Source organism: Marinomonas posidonica (genome assembly GCF_043643765.1).
Lineage (GTDB): Bacteria > Pseudomonadota > Gammaproteobacteria > Pseudomonadales > Marinomonadaceae > Marinomonas > Marinomonas posidonica_A.
This window is the reverse complement of sequence record NZ_JBHZSP010000011.1, coordinates 1-17,417: the sequence shown is the minus strand read 5'-3', so window position 1 is coordinate 17,417 and position 17,417 is coordinate 1. Positions and strand designations below refer to the sequence as shown.

General features: G+C 45.2%; 17 protein-coding genes. 7 read left to right on the top strand and 10 right to left on the bottom strand.

Annotated elements, in window-relative coordinates:
• Nucleotides 1-67: 67 nt before the first annotated feature.
• Nucleotides 68-3,124: an ammonium transporter gene (amt, locus tag ACHUFM_RS13050; RefSeq protein WP_394182659.1), complete on the top strand. Its 3,057-nt coding sequence runs from the start codon at nt 68-70 to the stop codon at nt 3,122-3,124.
• Here amt and ACHUFM_RS13045 read toward each other — a convergent pair.
• The 9 genes from ACHUFM_RS13045 to ACHUFM_RS13005 form a co-directional block, all read right to left on the bottom strand.
• The gene (locus ACHUFM_RS13045) at nt 3,099-3,476 is read right to left on the bottom strand and encodes a Na+/H+ antiporter subunit G (protein WP_394182658.1); all 378 of its coding nucleotides are present in this window, start codon (nt 3,474-3,476) and stop codon (nt 3,099-3,101) included. The genes amt and ACHUFM_RS13045 overlap by 26 nt on opposite strands.
• Nucleotides 3,477-3,485: 9 nt before the next feature.
• Nucleotides 3,486-3,755, bottom strand: coding sequence for a K+/H+ antiporter subunit F (locus ACHUFM_RS13040; RefSeq protein ID WP_394182657.1), 270 nt, complete (start codon nt 3,753-3,755; stop codon nt 3,486-3,488).
• Nucleotides 3,749-4,234, bottom strand: a complete 486-nt coding sequence (locus ACHUFM_RS13035; protein WP_394182656.1) for a Na+/H+ antiporter subunit E — start codon at nt 4,232-4,234, stop codon at nt 3,749-3,751. The genes ACHUFM_RS13040 and ACHUFM_RS13035 overlap by 7 nt, the downstream gene beginning before the upstream one ends.
• A complete protein-coding gene (locus tag ACHUFM_RS13030; RefSeq protein ID WP_394182655.1) occupies nt 4,231-5,742 on the bottom strand; it encodes a monovalent cation/H+ antiporter subunit D in 1,512 nt (503 codons plus the stop codon). The genes ACHUFM_RS13035 and ACHUFM_RS13030 overlap by 4 nt, the downstream gene beginning before the upstream one ends.
• Nucleotides 5,743-6,111, bottom strand: coding sequence for a Na+/H+ antiporter subunit C (locus ACHUFM_RS13025; RefSeq protein WP_063332803.1), 369 nt, complete (start codon nt 6,109-6,111; stop codon nt 5,743-5,745).
• Entirely contained in the window at nt 6,111-8,909 is a 2,799-nt protein-coding gene (locus ACHUFM_RS13020) for a monovalent cation/H+ antiporter subunit A (protein WP_394182654.1), read from the bottom strand. Before ACHUFM_RS13020 ends, ACHUFM_RS13025 begins: the two co-directional genes overlap by 1 nt.
• 462 nt (nt 8,910-9,371) lie before the next feature.
• Nucleotides 9,372-9,977 carry a Yip1 family protein gene (locus ACHUFM_RS13015; RefSeq protein WP_394182653.1) on the bottom strand — a complete coding sequence of 202 codons (606 nt, stop codon included), beginning with the start codon at nt 9,975-9,977 and terminating at the stop codon, nt 9,372-9,374.
• A 347-nt stretch (nt 9,978-10,324) separates the two neighbouring features.
• Nucleotides 10,325-10,513 carry a DUF1289 domain-containing protein gene (locus tag ACHUFM_RS13010; protein WP_394182652.1) on the bottom strand — a complete coding sequence of 63 codons (189 nt, stop codon included), beginning with the start codon at nt 10,511-10,513 and terminating at the stop codon, nt 10,325-10,327.
• 40 nt (nt 10,514-10,553) lie between these two features.
• The gene (locus ACHUFM_RS13005) at nt 10,554-10,997 is read right to left on the bottom strand and encodes a hypothetical protein (RefSeq protein ID WP_394182651.1); all 444 of its coding nucleotides are present in this window, start codon (nt 10,995-10,997) and stop codon (nt 10,554-10,556) included.
• 295 nt (nt 10,998-11,292) lie between these two features.
• Between ACHUFM_RS13005 and ACHUFM_RS13000 the strand changes: the two genes are divergently transcribed.
• The 6 genes from ACHUFM_RS13000 to ACHUFM_RS12975 are packed head-to-tail and all read left to right on the top strand — an operon-like array spanning nt 11,293 to nt 16,623.
• Entirely contained in the window at nt 11,293-11,877 is a 585-nt protein-coding gene (locus ACHUFM_RS13000; protein WP_394182650.1) for a DedA family protein, read from the top strand.
• Between the two features lies 1 nt (nt 11,878).
• Nucleotides 11,879-13,003, top strand: a complete 1,125-nt coding sequence (locus ACHUFM_RS12995) for an ATP-grasp domain-containing protein (RefSeq protein WP_394182649.1) — start codon at nt 11,879-11,881, stop codon at nt 13,001-13,003.
• A 42-nt stretch (nt 13,004-13,045) separates the two neighbouring features.
• Complete coding sequence (locus ACHUFM_RS12990; RefSeq protein WP_394182648.1) at nt 13,046-13,642, top strand: DinB family protein; 597 nt, start codon at nt 13,046-13,048, stop codon at nt 13,640-13,642.
• A gap of 2 nt (nt 13,643-13,644) precedes the next feature.
• On the top strand, nt 13,645-14,400 hold the full coding sequence (locus ACHUFM_RS12985; protein WP_394182647.1) for an NRDE family protein: 756 nt from the start codon (nt 13,645-13,647) through the stop codon (nt 14,398-14,400).
• A 10-nt stretch (nt 14,401-14,410) separates the two neighbouring features.
• Nucleotides 14,411-14,851, top strand: coding sequence for a YHS domain-containing (seleno)protein (locus ACHUFM_RS12980; protein WP_394182646.1), 441 nt, complete (start codon nt 14,411-14,413; stop codon nt 14,849-14,851).
• A 20-nt stretch (nt 14,852-14,871) separates the two neighbouring features.
• Complete coding sequence (locus ACHUFM_RS12975) at nt 14,872-16,623, top strand: lysophospholipid acyltransferase family protein (protein WP_394182645.1); 1,752 nt, start codon at nt 14,872-14,874, stop codon at nt 16,621-16,623.
• Nucleotides 16,624-16,727: 104 nt separating this feature from the next.
• Here the strand turns inward: ACHUFM_RS12975 and ACHUFM_RS12970 are convergent, their stop codons facing one another.
• Complete coding sequence (locus tag ACHUFM_RS12970; RefSeq protein WP_394182644.1) at nt 16,728-17,144, bottom strand: CBS domain-containing protein; 417 nt, start codon at nt 17,142-17,144, stop codon at nt 16,728-16,730.
• Between the last annotated feature and the right edge of the window lie 273 nt (nt 17,145-17,417).

Genomic DNA, 17,417 nt, shown 5'->3' with positions numbered 1-17,417 from the left:
CATTTTGTGTGTCACGTTAATTTTCTTGTGTGTTATTTTGGTGCGTTATTACTTTTTTAGGGTGAGCATGACGGATTTTATTTGGTTGTTAGTCACTGCCGCATTTGTTTTTGTAATGCAGGCGGGTTTTTTATGTTTAGAAAGTGGTCGAATTCGCAGTAAAAATAGCATTAATGTGGCGGCCAAAAATATTTCCGATTTTATTTTGTCCACCACGTTATTTTGGTGTTTTGGTTTTGGCATCATGTTTGGCGAATCGGTTTTTGGTGTGTTTGGCCGCAGTGAATTTGCATTTGATGAAGATCATACGCCATGGCAAATCAGTTTCTTTATCTTCCAAATGATGTTCTGTGGCACCGCCGCAACATTAACCTCTGGTGCCGTGGCAGAGCGCATGACCTTTATGGGGTATTTGGCCGTTACTGCCATCTTGAGTGCTTTAATTTACCCTATTGTTGGGCACTGGGCATGGTCGGGCATTTATGATGCGAATGGGCCACAAGGTTGGTTAGAACAATTAGGTTTTATTGACTTCGCAGGCTCAACCGTCGTCCATTCGGTTGGTGGCTGGGTGGCATTGGCTGCGATTATGGTGATTGGTCCAAGACTGGGCCGCTTTGAACAAGGCATTCGTTTACCGCCAGGCAATAACCTTCCGTTGTCTGCGTTAGGGGCGTTGCTGATCTGGTTTGGTTGGTTTGGTTTTAACGGTGGCAGTACGTTGGCACTGACCAACGAGGTGCCTATGATCATCTTGAACACCTTTATCTCTGCGGCTTGGGGCGGCTTAATTGCCGCCGGTTTAAATTACCTTCGTGACGGCTTTGTGGAAGTGGGGTTTGTATTGAATGGCACCATTGCGGGCTTGGTCGGTATTACCGCGTCCTGTCATGTGGTCTCACCTGGGGATTCCATATTGATTGGTGGCGTATCCGGTGTCATTGTCTATTACGGTAGCTTGTTGATGGAGGCGTGGCGGCTGGATGATGCACTTGATGTGGTGCCGGCGCATTTATTTGCAGGCGTTTGGGGCACGCTTAGTGTGGCGATATTTGGTGACCAAGCACGGATTGATAATGACTTAGGCTTCTGGCAGCAACTTGGCGTGCAATCGTTAGGTGTGTTGATGATTGGTTTTTATTGCTTTTTGGTTGGCTACTCTTGTATCTGGCTACTAAATCGCGTCATGCCGTTAAGGGCCAGCAAAGAACAAGAGGAGCAAGGTTTGAATGTGGCAGAACACAGAGCCACAACAGAATTGTTGGATCTGCTGACTTCTATGCAATATCAACAGAACAATGCGGATTTTTCCAAACCTGTACCAGAAGAGCCCTTTACCGAAGTCGGGCAGATTGCCCGTAAATACAATCAGGTCATTGATCGTGTGAGCAGTGAAATTGCTCAGCGTGATGATGCCTTAATGCGTTTCCAAGAAAGTGAAATGCGCAAGTCGGCGATTCTAAACTCGTCAATGGATTGCATTGTTACCATTAACCGCTTCGGTTCTGTGATCGAATTTAATCCTGCGGCAGAGCGAACCTTTGGTTGTTTGAAGAAACAGGTGGAAGGCAAAAGCTTCATTGGTTTGTTTGTTCTGGAGGCGGATCGTAAGAAAACGTTTGAAAGTTTGAATTCAGGTTTTGCTTCGTCCAGCGGCTTGATTTTAAATCGCCGCAATCCGTTTCGTTTACAGCGTAGCCCAAACCATGATTTTCCAGCAGAAATTGCCATTACTAAGGCGAATACAGATACCAGCTCAGGCAGTGAATTTACCTTGCATATTCGAGATATGACCAAGCATATTAAATTGCAAGAAAGATTAAAATTCTTGGCTTACAGTGACCCTTTGACTGGCCTTTATAATCGTACTTATTTGATGGATGCGTTGGTCAGTGCGTTGCTTTTTGCAACCAAGCAAAAAACGTCAGTGGGGTTGCTGTTTTTGGATCTGGACAACTTTAAAATCATCAATGATACATTGGGGCATAAGGCCGGTGATGAATTGCTATGTGAAGTGGCTCGGCGTTTGTCTATGGTGTCGGGTGAGCAAGATGTGATTGCTCGGTGGGGTGGTGATGAGTTTGTTTTTATGGTGACGGAGAATGTTACAGAAACACTATTACAGGAGCGTGCTGAGAAAATTTTGCAAGCCATGCGAGCGCCAGTAAATCTTGACGCCCAAGACTTAACCATTCCAACCAGTATCGGTATTACTTTTTCGAGCCAGAATAGTATTAATGCGGATCGGCTCATTCAGCAGGCCGATATTGCTATGTATTATGCGAAAGATAAAGGGCGGGATAATGCGCAGTTCTTTACCTCTGAAATGGCTAATGTGGTGACGAAAAAATTCGGTTTCGACAAAGAAATTAATGACGCATTAGCGTCAAATCAGTTTGCTTTAGTGTTTCAACCAAAAGTAGGTCGTGATGGACAAGGTATTCTGGGATTGGAGGCGCTGATACGTTGGCACCACCCTGACAAAGGCTTTATTTCCCCTGCGGAATTTATACCGATAGCCGAGGAGTCGAGTTTGATTGTCAAAATCGATGAATGGGTGATTGATCATGCCCTTAAACAAATGAGTCATTGGCGAGCGCAAGAGTTGGAAATGGTACCTGTCGCGGTGAACTTGTCCGGTCGTCATTTGGTGTCGGACTCTTTGGTGCCGTATGTAGCAGATCGATTAGCAAAGTACCAGATTTCTGGCAGTATGTTGGAGTTTGAAATCACCGAAGGGGTATTGTTACAGGATATTCAACGTTGTGTTGAGGTATTAAGAGAGTTAAAAGCCCTCAATATTAAGATTTCCATCGACGATTTTGGAACGGGTTATTCTTCTTTGAGCTATTTAAAACGTTTGCCTTTGGATACGTTAAAAATTGATCAATCGTTTGTAGAAGAATGTGATACGCACACAGAAGATGCCAAAATTTGCGAAACCATCATTCATTTGGCACATAACCTAGAGTTGATGATCGTTGCCGAAGGCGTGGAGACGGCATCACAAGCCGACACGTTGGCATCCTTAGGTTGTGAAATATTCCAAGGATATTATTTCTACAAACCCATGTCGGCAGATGCCATTCCGTCTTTGCTTAGTCAGCGTCTTGTGTTGAGTTAGGCGCTTGTCTTTCTCGGATACTGGTCATTAATTCTTGCCCTTGAGTTTTCTCAAGGGCTTTGGTTCTATGATGCAGCGCGGTTTTGGCAATCATGTTTGCGGCAACTGGCGCAGTAATGAGCAAAAATAAGGTGATCAAAAACTCTTGAATGGATAAAAAGCCTTTTGAGTAACTTTGATAGATCATAGACGCGACTAACACCCCTGTGATGCCCAGAGTCGAGGCTTTTGTCGGACTGTGTAAGCGCATGTAGATGTCAGGTAAGCGTGCTAAGCCATAAGAGCCTACCAAGAGAAACAGACCGCCGATCAGCAGGCACATACAAATGATAATTTCGAGATAAAGTGGCATATTTGTATCCTATTCAATAATGTCGCCGCGAAGTAAGTACTTACAGAGTGCTGCGGTACTAACGAATCCGAGCATGGCGATGAGCAAGGCGGCTTCAAAATACAAAGCCGTATTGGCGTAAATGCCGTACAAAAGAATCAACGCAATGGCATTAATGTACATGGTATCGAGAGCCAGAATGCGATCAGACACAGTGGGCCCAACCATTAAACGCCATAGATTTAAAATCAAGGCAACGCAGATACAAACGGCAACAATGACGATGGTATAAGTTAGCATCCAAATATCTCCTTGATTGGTTTTTCGTAACGTTGTTTGACGGTCTCAATCAATTCGCTTTCGTTGTCTAGATGTAACGCATGAATGTACAGCCATTGTTTGTCTTCAGATACTTCAGCACTGACTGTACCAGGGGTTAATGACACAGTACTGGCCAGAATAGTAATACCAAGATCAGATTGAATGTTAATCGGAATGGCTACAAAGCCTGGTTTCAGTTTTTTGACTGGACCAATGATCCATAAGGCCACTTCAACGTTAGCTACCACTATGTCTTTCATCACCATTAGTACATAACAAATGGCTTTCCAAGGCTTCAGGATTTTTGGGTGCTCATCACGCATACCATTGACCAGCATGGGTATGGTAATGGCGAAAAAAAACGCTAACACTATGTGTCCTGCACTCATTGAGTTATTCAGTAATAGCCATACAAAAAACAGCAGAACCGTATGGAATGGCATAGGCAGAAATTTCATCGGCTAACCCCCGGAATTAAGTCGTAGGCTGACGATTGGATGTCATGCAAAGCCGTCGCGGCTTGCAAGGTGTACTCTGTGATCGCACCACCGAAAATAACTAACACTGGTGCAGCAAGTAAGAGCAGTGCCACGGCGGTTATTTCGCTTTTTGACGCGGGTTCAGCATCATTTGACGCCGAGCCGCTATGTCGCCAGAACAAAGTCGTGCCCGCTCGGGAGAAGGTCACCAAAGCGCCCAAACTGCCAATTAAGATTAATGGCCACACCCACATGGTTTGCACGGAGGATTGTGTTGCCTGCAAGATCATCACCTTGCCAACAAAGCCGGAGAATGGCGGCATGCCAACTAAGCTCAAAGCCACAATCGCGAATGCAAAGCCCATTAGCTTAGGTTGAGTAAACATACGAGATTTGACGAACCGGTCTTCCGCTTGGCCTCTTTGGCGACTAATTAGGTCTGCCAATAAGAACAACGCGGCTGAGGCTAACGTACTGTGTACCATGTAATACAATGCGGCCGAAGTGGCTTCAACGGAATTGATCGCGGCACAGGCGAGTAAACTACCGCTGGAGACAATCACCAGATTGGCGCTTAGGGTTCGAACACTTGGGCTAGCTAATACACCAATGCTACCAATGGTGATGGTGAGCAGCGCCAGTGGCCAGAGCCAAGGCGTGGCAATGTTTTCCAGCTCGCCGGCGTGTTCTCCGAAAATCACAGTATACACTCGGAAGATACTGTAAAGGCCGACTTTCGTCATAATGGCGAACAATGCCGCGACAGGAGCCGAGGCGCTGGCATAGGTTTTTGGTAGCCAGAAATGCATGGGTAACATGGCGGCTTTTAAACCAAAGACAACCAATAGGAACAAGGCGCCTGTTTTGGCGAGGGTGGCATTTTCTCCTTGTAACTGACCGACCTTGATGGCCATGTCGGCCATGTTTAAGGTGCCTAGCGTACCGTAGAGTATGCCTAAGCCAAATAAGAATAGGCTGGAGCCGACTAAGTTTAGGATCACATAATGCACGGTCGCTTGAGTTTTTTGCTTACCGCCTGCGTGAATTAATAAGGCATAGGACGCGATCAGTAATACTTCAAAGAACACAAACAGGTTAAAAATATCGCCGGTTAAAAAGGCACCGTTGATGCCCATTAATTGGAACATAAACAATGGGTGAAAATAGGCGCCACCTTTGTCCTTTCCAGCTATGGCGTAAAGCATGACAGCAAAGCCTAGGAAGGAGGTGAGTAACACCAGTAAACTGGATACCCGATCGGCCACCAACACAATGCCAAAAGGTGCTTGCCAGCTTCCTAAAGCATAAAGTTCTGTGCCAGAGGCATCAATTTGATACAGCAGTAACGCTGAAGAAATCAATAAAAACAAAGTACCAATAACGGAACTGATTCGTTGCGAATTAATGTCTCTGGAAATCGGAGGCAGCAACATAATCGCGCCAAATAACAGCGGGATTAAAATGGGGAAAATGCTCAAATGCTGCATTTATTTATTGCCTCCAGACGACTTATTCGACACTTCACTTGGTAGTTTAGGTAAGTTGCCATCCACATGGTCATTGCCCAAATCCGCACGGGCGCGCATGGCGAGGATAACCGCGAAGGCGGTCATTGCAAAGCCTATGACGATGGCGGTGAGCACGAGGGCTTGTGGTAGCGGGTCACTGTATTGTTCAGACTCACCCAAAACGGCCGCCGCATTTAATTTTAAACGGCCGCTGGCGAACAAGAATAAATTCACAGCATAAGACAATAGCGTCAAGCCAATTACCACAGAAAAACTGCGACCACGTAAGGTTAAGAAGATGCCGCAAGCAGTGAGCAAGCCGACACAAAATGCGTATAGACCTTCCATTAATCGTGCTCCTTTTGAATCGGGCGTTCGCTGGTGGTCAGCTGGCCGAGATTGGCGAGAATTAACATGGTCGCACCGACCACAGTGAGGTACACGCCAAGATCAAAAATCATCGCGCTGGCTAGCTCGAATTTACCAATCAATGGCAAATAGAAGTAATCAAACCAAGTTGTTAAGAAGGTATGACCGAATACCCAGCTACCCAGGCCGCTGAGGGTGGCGATGCCTATACCTGAGCCAATCATGATTTGATAGTCCAGTTTAATTCGCGTTTTGATCCACTCAACACCGTGTGCCACGTATTGTTGAATAATCGCAACAGAAGTAATCAAGCCAGCAATGAAACCACCACCTGGAAGGTTATGACCTCGCAAGAATATATAGGCAGAAACGAGAAGCGCTAATGGCAACAGACTTTGTGAAATGACGGCCAGTAGGATTGGGTGACGATCCGTTGACCAAGCCAAACCATTATCATCCGACGATGGCATGAACAGCTTCATACGAGCTACCAGCTTATATATACCCAATGCCGCGATACCTAATACGGTAATTTCTCCCAAGGTATCAAAACCACGGAAGTCCACTAGGATAACGTTTACCACATTGGTTCCACCGCCACCGGTTTTACTGTTGGCCGTGAAGAAAGTAGAGATGGTGTCCAAAGGTCGAGTCATTAACGCATAACAGATGGTGCCAACGACGCCACCGATTAGTGAGGCTAACCCTAAATCTCGAACAACACGTCGTGGAGATGACTCCTTTGGTGTTTTTTGCGGCAAGAAGAAGAGTGCCAAAATCAGCAGGATGACGGTCACCACTTCGACGGAAAGTTGCGTCAAGGCCAAATCTGGTGCTGAAAATTGAGCGAAGGCGAGAGAGACGATTAACCCAACCACGGATAAGGTTAACAGCGCCACTAATCGTCTTCTGTGCCAAATGACCGTCGCCAAGGCGGAAATGGTCAACAGCACCGCACAGGTAATAGACAAAGCATCCACAGGGATTTCGGGACGTTGTCCTGCCGTGGTATTCAATTTCATTAAGGAGGATGCGGTCATCACCACAGCAAAGGCCAAGGTGAAGAAAATGTAGCGCTGTAAGGAACCGTTTTCCGTCACCGCAATAATGCTTTTGGCTTTATTGGTAATGTATTGCACGATGCTTTCAAAGACCAGTTTTGGATCACTGGCAGGAAATTGCGCCTGAAACTTAAATAAGTGAATACGGTTATGGTACATGTAAAGACCGCCAACCAAGGCCACCACACTCATTAACAGAGGGAAGTTGAAGCCATGCCAAATAGCGAGGCTGTATTCTGGCGCTGGGGTGTTTAGGGTAGCACTGGCGGCGGCGTACAGTAACTCACCGACTACTAAACTTGGGAAAATCCCGACCAACAAACAAAGAGCCACTAAAATTTCAACTGGCACACGCATATAGCGAGGCGGTTCATGCGGTGTTTTTGGCAAGTTTATGGGATCACCATTGAAAAACACATCGTGAATAAAGCGTGTTGAATACGCGACAGCAAAAACGCCACCTAAGGTTGCGAGTACTGGAATGAACCAAGATAAAGACCCTAGAGAGGCTTGATGTAAGGTTTCGGTGAAGAACATTTCTTTCGATAAGAAACCGTTTAGCAAAGGCACTCCAGCCATTGAGGCCGATGCCACCATCGCCAGCGTGGCGGTATACGGCATGTATTTCCACAGTCCATTTAGCTGGCGCATGTCTCGGGAGCCTGATTCATGATCAATGATCCCGGCCGCCATAAATAAAGAGGCTTTAAAGGTTGCGTGGTTGATGATGTGGAAGATCGCGGCCACCGCGGCCAAGTCAGTTCCCATGCCTAACAACAGAGTAATGAGTCCTAAATGACTGATGGTGGAATTGGCCAATAAGCCTTTCAAATCATGCTGGAAGATGGCGATATAAGCGCCGACCAAGAAAGTGGCCAAGCCGGTCAAACTCACAATCAAGAACCATAGATTAGTATCCGCTAAGGCAGGATAGAATCGTGCCATTAGGAAGATACCTGCTTTTACCATGGTGGCTGAGTGTAAATACGCACTGACGGGCGTTGGTGCCGCCATGGCATTGGGTAACCAAAAATGGAAGGGGAATTGAGCTGATTTGGTAAAGGCTCCGATTAAAATCAGTACCACAATAATAGGGTAATTGGCACTGGCTTTAATGAAATCGCCGCTGTCGAGAATGTCTTGTAGGTTAAAGCTGTCAACCGTGTTGCCCAAGATCAACAAGCCTGCCAGTAATGCTAAACCGCCGGCTCCAGTGACGGTTAATGCCATGCGGGCACCTTTGCGAGCTTCGGTTTTATGCCCCCAAAAACTGATTAGCAAAAAGGAGCTAATACTAGTAAGTTCCCAAAAAAACCAAATTTGAATGAGGTTATTGGATAACACCACACCGAGCATGGCGAACATAAAGAGGATCAGATAAGCATAAAACTTGCCAATGGAGTCTTTTGCGGAAAGATAATAGCGGGCGTACAGAATAACGAGTAAGCCGATGCCAAGAATCAAGATAGCAAACAGCAGTGCAAGTCCGTCCAATCGAAACGAAAGGTTTAGGCCAATAGCTGGAATCCAAGGTAAAGCCGCTTGAAAACGTTCCCCTTGGAAAATTTCACCGGCGTGTAACAGCACGAGTAATAAGGTTAAGGCTGGGAGTGCTGCCGTCAAAAAGGCACAAGCCGTTCGACTATAGCGAGCACTAAGAAGAGGAACCAGAGTCCCTAATAAAGGGAGAAACGGTAGCCAGATCAGTGAACTCAAGGGGATAACTCCTTCCAAATGAACGGTAAAACAGAGCCAATACAGAGTGTGAGCATGATGTTAATCCTACATTCAGCCTTATCAACGTGTTCTGCGATCATACTATGTTTGGTTCGTCCTTACCCGACAAACCCTTACCTAAAGAGATAACAGTGAAAATAGCACAAATTGCGATTAAGAATAAGTAAAATTGAGAGCGTAGACGATAGAAAAAGTTCCGTTGATTGCTGTATTTTTCATTAACTTAGGGTGATTAAGGCGAATAAAGTGAGGCGCTGTTTTTAACGACGCTGAGTGGCTTGTTATCATTAAGGGCTTCGTTATAAAAACAACTCTCAGGGATTTTTTGGGGATGGTCCTGTTATGGCACAAAGAAGCGTATTTTCGTTAAGAAAGGTCTAACTAGGTTTGTCGTCATTAATCGCGTTATGGGTACGACAAACCTAGTTGGATGGAGTGACGTTAAAAGAACTTCCAGATAATACTGTGTTCAGAGCCTAGGCTCCAGATAAGAACCACAGCGGCTAATAAAGCTTCTAAGACAAGTACGCCAATACCAAGAGTGGTGCTCGAAAGAATGAAGCCTTGTTTGTTGCTGATGCCTAAGAAACTAGGCGTGCCTCGGTAAAGCAGATAACCGGTATAGATGATACCAACCACACAAGACAATAAACACAACCAGATAATAGGATAGATCGCGACAAGGCCGCTCAAGAACAATGGTGTGGCAATGTAGCCAGCAAAGACAATACATTCTTGGCGTGGTGGACGATTTGCATGATTTCGTGCCATCCAGTGAATCACACTGCCAACGGCTGCGACAGCGACTAAGATGAGAGCGTAAAACAGCAGACCAAGCCACAAACCATCCATCATAGAGACTTTTATGGATTCGTTGCCTATGGTCCAACCAAATTGCGTGGTGCCAATAAAAGTACTGACAACCGGTATGGCAGCCATCCAAAGCACATGGTGATAAAACATGTGACTCACTGTTTCGTGCTCTTCGTTAATCGCTCGCCACTCTTTATCCGGATGATGAATAAGACCCCAAACATGATTGATCATGGATTCCCCCTTGCTTTGAAATAAAGCGTAAATGTGTTGGAAAAAGTCCTGATACAGCCACGCCCAAACTTTTGTGGCTTTCCATCAGTATAGTTGCATACGCGGGAAACGTTGGAAGGGTTAATATAATTTTATTATAAAGAGGTGCGTTTTAAGATCTTATGGCGTTAAAAGCAGAGGTGCTTTAATTGTTTTTTGGGTCGAGCGAATCGTTGAGGCGTTTCTTTGTGTTTGATGAATTTGACGCAAAAAAAACGCTTGTGATGAAGGCTTATAGTTCGGGTAGTTTGTTGTTTTTATATCTTTCTACGTGGTAGTGTTTTTCGTGATTTTATGGTTTTTGTGTGTTATTCGGTAGGGTGATTTTTTAATTGCTGCAATCTTTTCTTAAGGGCTTTTTCGAGTAAATTCTTATTATACGGTTTCATCGTTTTCCATTGCTGGCATTCTTGTCGAGTTCGAGCGCAACCAATACACCAACCTTTTGGACCAGAAAATACACAGACATCAATACATGGACTTTTTTGAGACTTCATTTTTTTACTTCCACACCACTAGGATTATTCACTGTTGAACTTAGGATCCAAGCTCTTGTAAAGCTTGCTCTATACTCGATTCAAGTTTGCTCAGTTGGCTCAATTCATCATAAAGACGTTGCTCTAAGTTCTTGAAATTGAGCGGCAAGGTTTTTTGCAGAATATGATGATCTTTGGCAATGATTTGATAGCCTTTCCAACCTTTTATACGCTCTTCTTCAAGCTCTAAAAAGCGCTGCATAAACTCACTTCTTGATGGGCAATCTTCTTCTGCATGTAAGCAAATTGGAAAGGATTTTTGTGTAATTTGAGGCGCTTCAATGTAGGTTTCGAAGTGAATTCCACCTTGATTATGATTATGCCAACTTGATTTATAAAGTTGTAAGTAAGGTCCGCGATTATAGATTTCCCAATCGTCTTCAAACCATTTCGCTTGTTTAAGCTTTTTTTCAAGGTTACGGAAAATGCTTTTAATGTCTTTCATAGGGCTATCTATCTTGTTTAGGGCTGATTTCCTTGGCTATTTTCTCGGGTGGCTTTGCCAGTGAGAATAGTCATCTGGGGCAATGTACCTTGCTCTGCTCTCAAAGTGAAGGTTTGAGTGTTGATGCCGCTGCCGTAACGATTTTTTATGCGTTGAACTTTGGAAGGTCATTTCTTATGGCGTGATTTCCCTACAGAAAACCTACTCGGCAAAATAAAACGACATTCACTGTAATAAATCATTTTATGCCAACGACTAATTCTCAATATCTACACATGACGGCCAGGGCAAAACATTGTTAGAAGCGCTTCAATCCATGCTTGCTGATCGAACGACATCCGTTGCTTGGCTGTTTATAGGCATCATTTTGCTTTCTTATGTATTGGAAGACTTGGCTATTGTGACTGCGGCGATTCTGGCGTCACAAGGCAACTTGCCAATCAGCTGGGCGCTACTGGCGATTTTTATTGGCATTGCGACGGGAGATTTAGCCCTGTATGGGGTGGGACGAAGTGGTCGGCGTTTTCGTTGTGTGCGGCTGAAGCTATTGAAAATGCCTTATTTTCCTATGGCCAAACAGCGCTTTGAAACGCACTTGTTCTTGAATCTTTTTATTATCCGGTTTGTACCCGGGTTGAGAACCGTCGGCTTTACCTTGTCTGGTTTTATGGCGTTGCCAATGAGCCTGTTTTTGGGCGCAGTGGTTACTGCGACAGCGCTTTGGAGTGGTTTGGTGTTTGGCATTATTTACACCTTTGGCCAGCAAGCTTGGTTGGTCGCGACACAATATCAATGGCTGCTGATGCCAGTTGCTTTGCTCGGTTTGTTAAGTGTGAACCGATTGATTAAAACGACATATTTAAAAGGTGTTGATAAGTAATATGACAAAATGTTCATTGATTCCTGCACATAAAGTGAATGGCGGTATGCCGACATTAGAAGAAGACTCGAAGCGAACGATTTCGCCCTATGAGTTTTTACCCACTTGGTTTTTTTACACGCCAGTGGTGTTGCAGAGTGTTTTTCAGGGGATTTACTATCGTGACTTTCGATTGCCTTTAGTCGCCAATCCAAGCATCAAGCTAAGCGGTATGGTCGGAGAGTCAAAGCATGACATTATGAATTTGGCGGGCAGTCTGGCGTCGAGATGGATTGCCACTTATTGCGTAAGAGAGAAAAACCAATCGCCAATAGAGCAGCAATTAAGTGCCGCGTTAGCCGAGTTGAAACAGCGTAATATTCCTTTCCCTTTGGTGGCAAAACCAGATTTGGGTTGTCGAGGGGTTGGCGTCAAACTGCTGCAATCCGTAGAGCAATTGGCCGATTATATTCAATCCTTTCCTTTAGGTGCGCGTTTTGTTCTGCAAGAAAAAGCCCCTTATAAAGCCGAGGCTGGCGTGTTTTATGTGCGTCAGCCAGGGCAGCAAAAAGGTGAGATTTTCTCCATAACATTGAAGTATTCCCCTACGGTTGTAGGGGATGGTCAACAGACGTTGAAACGCTTGATAGAAACTCATCCTCGAGCCGGAAAGTTGCGGCATTTATATCTACCGCGTCATCAAAATATTCTTGATTGGGTGCCTGAAACAGGCGAAGAGTTTCAATTAGCCTTTGCGGGCAGTCACAGTCGTGGGGCTATTTTTCGTGATGGTAATCAATACATTACGCAGGCCTTAACCCGTAAGTTGGATTTGTTACTGAAAGACGTAAAGGGCTACTACTACGGTCGTTTAGACATCAAATTCGACAACCTTCATGATTTTATGCAAGGTGAAAAATTCACCATCTTAGAACTCAATGGGGCAAGCAGCGAGGCCGCTCATATCTGGGATAGAAATGCGTCCCTGCCAAGTATTTTTAATGTGTTACTTAAGCAGTATCGCTTGTTGTATTCGATTGGCGCAAAACAAAAGAAGCGAGGCCATCAGCCTCCCTCTTTGCGTCAGTTATTGGCGGCTTGGCGAGAAGAGAAGCAGCTCACTAAAGAATACCCAACGACAGACTGAGCGTTTATGAGGTCATTTAAAAGCACTGGAAAGAGAGCCGATATGATTCCAATACTGAACAGTGAACGCCATCAGCAAACCGGTTTTAATAGCGAATTGGCGGTCATTCAAGGGTGTATTGATTCCCTAAAACAAGGTGAAGCTTTTTTGGCTTCATTGACCAGCGAGCAATATTTAGCGTCTGCGGAACCTTATGTTACTAGCAGTATTGGAGAACACTTCCGGCATATCTTGGATGTGTATCGAGGGGTTTACCTAGGTGTTTACTCGAAAGAGGTTGGAGCCTGCTTGTCTACTCATCAGGCAAGGGTGATTGATTACAATCAACGTCGTCGTGGACACCGAGTGGAAACTTGTCGTCTGCAGGCTTTGGCGGAAATCGAAGAGTTATTGGCTTGGCTTGAGTGTTTGACGTTGGACGATGTGAAAGCGCCTGTACAAGTTATCTCGGAAGTGTCTGTTAGCCAAACACAATCCGCCCAAATGTGTTCCACCTTGGAAAGAGAGCTGACCTTTATCGCGCTTCATGCAAACCATCATTTTGCTATGACCAAGGTCACCATGACATTACTGGGTCGTCATGTGGCAGCGGATTTTGGTTTTGCCCCAGCGACGCTGACATACATGGGGAGGTCCTAGCGATGTGTTCCGTTAGCTGGTGCCTTAATGATCATGGTTATCAGATTTACTTTAATCGTGATGAACAGAAAACACGTCCTGTGGCGCTGCCACCTAAAAGACTGCACTTCTCTGGTGTAGAGGTATTGATGCCAATTGACCCGGTTGGGCGAGGTAGTTGGATTAGTACTAATAATGCTGGCTTGAGCCTGTGTTTATTAAATAATTATCAAGGCAAGATGCCAGCAACCCCCTTGATAAGCCGAGGCTTATTGCTCAGTCGATTGGCTAAACATACCTGTCTGAATGATGTTGAGCAGGCGTTGCGCAATATTAGGCTTAACAAGTTTGCGCCGTTTATTTTGTTGTCCTTTGATCTTAGCCTTTGTGAAGGGCAGACATCGGTGCGGGCTTTTCATTGGGATGGAGAGGCCTTTAGTATCGGCACCATGGCGTCTCCAGTGTTTTCATCTGCTGTGGCATTAGGGCCGGTTACTGAATACCGAAATGCGACGTATCAGGACACAGTGGGGAGCGAAGCCAGTCATGCTGCACGTATGGCATTTCATTGCCATCATCATGCAGAGCAGGGTTATAAATCCATCTGTTTGCACCGCGAAGATGCGCAAACTGTCAGCTTTACCCATGTCTCGGTGACCCCAACCGAGCAGTACATGAGTTATGTAGCGGGGTCGCCCTGCAATCATTTAACACCGAGTAGTTTGGCGCAGAATCGCCTCACCTTATCGAAACAAACGACCATGTCTGAGGCTTTTTGAGGAGCAAAAAATGAAAAAACTAATCGTCATCATCACTCTGTTTATCAGCCAATGGGGATGGGCGGAAGACCCTATTTCAACAGGGTATTTTAGCAACAAAGCTCTCAGTGGCTATGACACGGTGGCATATTTCACGCAGCAAAAGGCCATTGAAGGGCGTGCTAACTTTAAAACTGAATATCAGGGTGCAGATTGGTATTTCGCCTCGCAACAGCATTTGGAGATGTTCTTAGCCGAGCCTGAAAAATACGCACCACAATACGGTGGTTATTGCGCTTGGGCGGTTTCTGCTAGCAAAAGCTTTGCGTCGTCAGATCCTGAGCAGTGGGCCATTGTCGATGGCAAATTATATTTGAATTATAACAAATCGGTAAAACAAAAATGGGATGCTGATCGTCGTTTGCACATTAATCAAGCGGACCAGAATTGGCCTGATATGATGCCGCAGTAAGTCAGCAAAGAGAGAAGAAGATGAAAGATAGTCCATTTCGTTTGCCCAGAGTCACACCATTTGGCCTTGGGGAAAGGTGTGTTGAGTGGTTGACGGGGTTGAGTAAGCTGGATGCTTTATATCAACAGCGTACACCAACACAGTCCAGCTTTGAGTTTATGAATTACACTCTCAAAGCCTTGGATATTGATTATCAATTGGCATCCGGTTCCTTACAAAATATTCCCCGAAAAGGCCCCGTTGTGATTGTTGCGAATCACCCGTTAGGTGCGATTGAAGGTGTTATTTTGGCGGATTTGCTGGCTAGGGTGCGTCAAGATGTCAAAGTGTTGGCAAATGAAATGCTTAAGCGTTTGCCTGAAATTCGCGACCTTTTTATCGGTGTGAATGTGTTTGGCGGCAGTAAAGCCGCGAAAACCAACAGTATGGCCATTCGCGAGGCCAATCAACATTTGGCCGAAGGCGGCGTGTTAGTGATCTTCCCGGCAGGAGAAGTGTCTAGTTATGCTAAAGGCAGCAAGGTGTTGGCCGATGTGGCGTGGCGTCATTCGGTGGCGAAATTTATCAATCGTAGCCAAGCGGCGGTGGTACCCATTTTTATTGATGGACAAAACAGCCCCATGTTTTATCGAGCAGGGCGAATCCATCCACTTTTGAGAACCGCTATGTTGGCGAAAGAGTTGCTCAACAAACGTGCTTCGAAAATTCGTTTATCAATTGGGAAAGCTATTGATTATGCAGAATTAAAAGGTTTCAGTGATGAAAAAGATTTAGTCCATTACCTGCGTCTTAATACCTATTTATTGTCATCTGAAACTCAGCAACAAAACTTGCCCAAAGTCATTGCGCCACTGGCGACCGAGTATTTATTAAAAGACATAACAGCATTACCCACTGAGGTTTTGTTATTCGAGCAAGGGGATTTTGCTGTGTATTGTACTGGTCGCGCTCAACTGCCCAATGTCATGCAGGAAATTGGGCGCATTAGAGAGCAAAACTTTCGTGCGGTTGGTGAGGGCAGTGGATTAGCGTGTGATTTGGATGAATATGATGATTACTATCAGCAATTGTTTGTGTGGCACAAAGTAGATCAAAAAATCGTGGGGGCTTATCGTTTGGGCTTTGTGGATCAGTTGCTTAAACAAAAAGGACTGCAAGGTTTGTATTCACGTAGCTTATTTCAATATGATCAAGCGTTTTTGGCCAGCATGGGAAAAAGCATTGAGGTTGGGCGTTCTGTGGTGGCTGAAGCGTATCAAAAGAACCTCAATTCTTTACTGATGTTGTGGAAGGGGATCGCCGCTTTAGTTGCACGTTACCCACAATACACGCATTTGTTTGGGCCGGTCAGTATTAGTAGTGATTACAGCGATAGCGCACGACAGCTTATGATGCAAACCTTGTCTTTACATCATTATGATCAACAACGAGCCAAACTGGTCAAAGCGTCCACGCCGTTGGCACAGAATACAACAGACTTTTGGCAACCGAATCTTTTGTCGGCTTTAGCCAGTGTTGAGTTGCTATCGAAGATACTGGCGCGCATGGAGCAAGGTAAAGGTTTGCCCGTGTTGCTTAGGCAATACCTTAAAATGAACGGTAAATTGATCTGCTTTAATCTGGATCACGATTTTAACGATGCGTTGGATGGCCTGATTATGGTGGATTTGACTAAGGTGCCACTCAAAACCTTAGGGAAATACATGGGACGAACACAGGCAGAAGAGTACCTTAATCAACATGAAGGTGCTGAATCTGACTTACCTCAGTGAGGTGCCATGTATTTTCACCTATTCGTCGTAACGAAAAATGCGCTTGAGCAACAACGTCCGTAGCTTTGTCACGAAGGGGAGCTTCGTGACTGAGAGGGCCGAGGCTAAACAGGCACAGCGATTTCTAAATCAGCCAGCAAGGCTTTGGTTATGTGATAGCGGGTGATGATGCCTATAATGCGCCCTTCTTGTACCACTGGGTACACCTTAGGTTTGGGTTCCGCCATCATCTTGGCGATTTCCATAATGTGATCATTAGGGCTGACACTAAGCACATTAGTCTGCATCACTGAGCTGACGTCTTTTGGCTCTTCACTGTAATACGCGCTTTGCATCAGCGCCGGTAAAATGTCTTGTTCAGACACAAAACCTATCAAATGCCCCCGCTTATCGGCCACTGGTGCGCCCGGTAAACGGCGTTGCGTCAAACCTTTTACACAATCAATGATACTGGTGTCAGGGTAAACGTAATAGGTGTCACGCGACATAATGTCTCTCACAAAGAGGGTACCTGTTTTCATACTTATTTCTCCCAGCCAATGCTTACTTTTAGTGTAGAGCGAGACGCGCCAAATTGCGTAACGGGCGTGAGCTTTTTGTTGTTGGTATGAGAGTTTGAAGAATTAGGAGTGGGTGTGCTTTGCGTGATGGTGGATTGGGTAAATAGTGGAAAGGCTATGAGTTTTCGTTACACACCAAATAAAAAAGCCACCCGAATGAACTGACCCCATAAAGTTGGACTCTGTTCTAAGCGGCTTTCAAGGCCTGATTTCGATACGCTATCGGACTCAGGC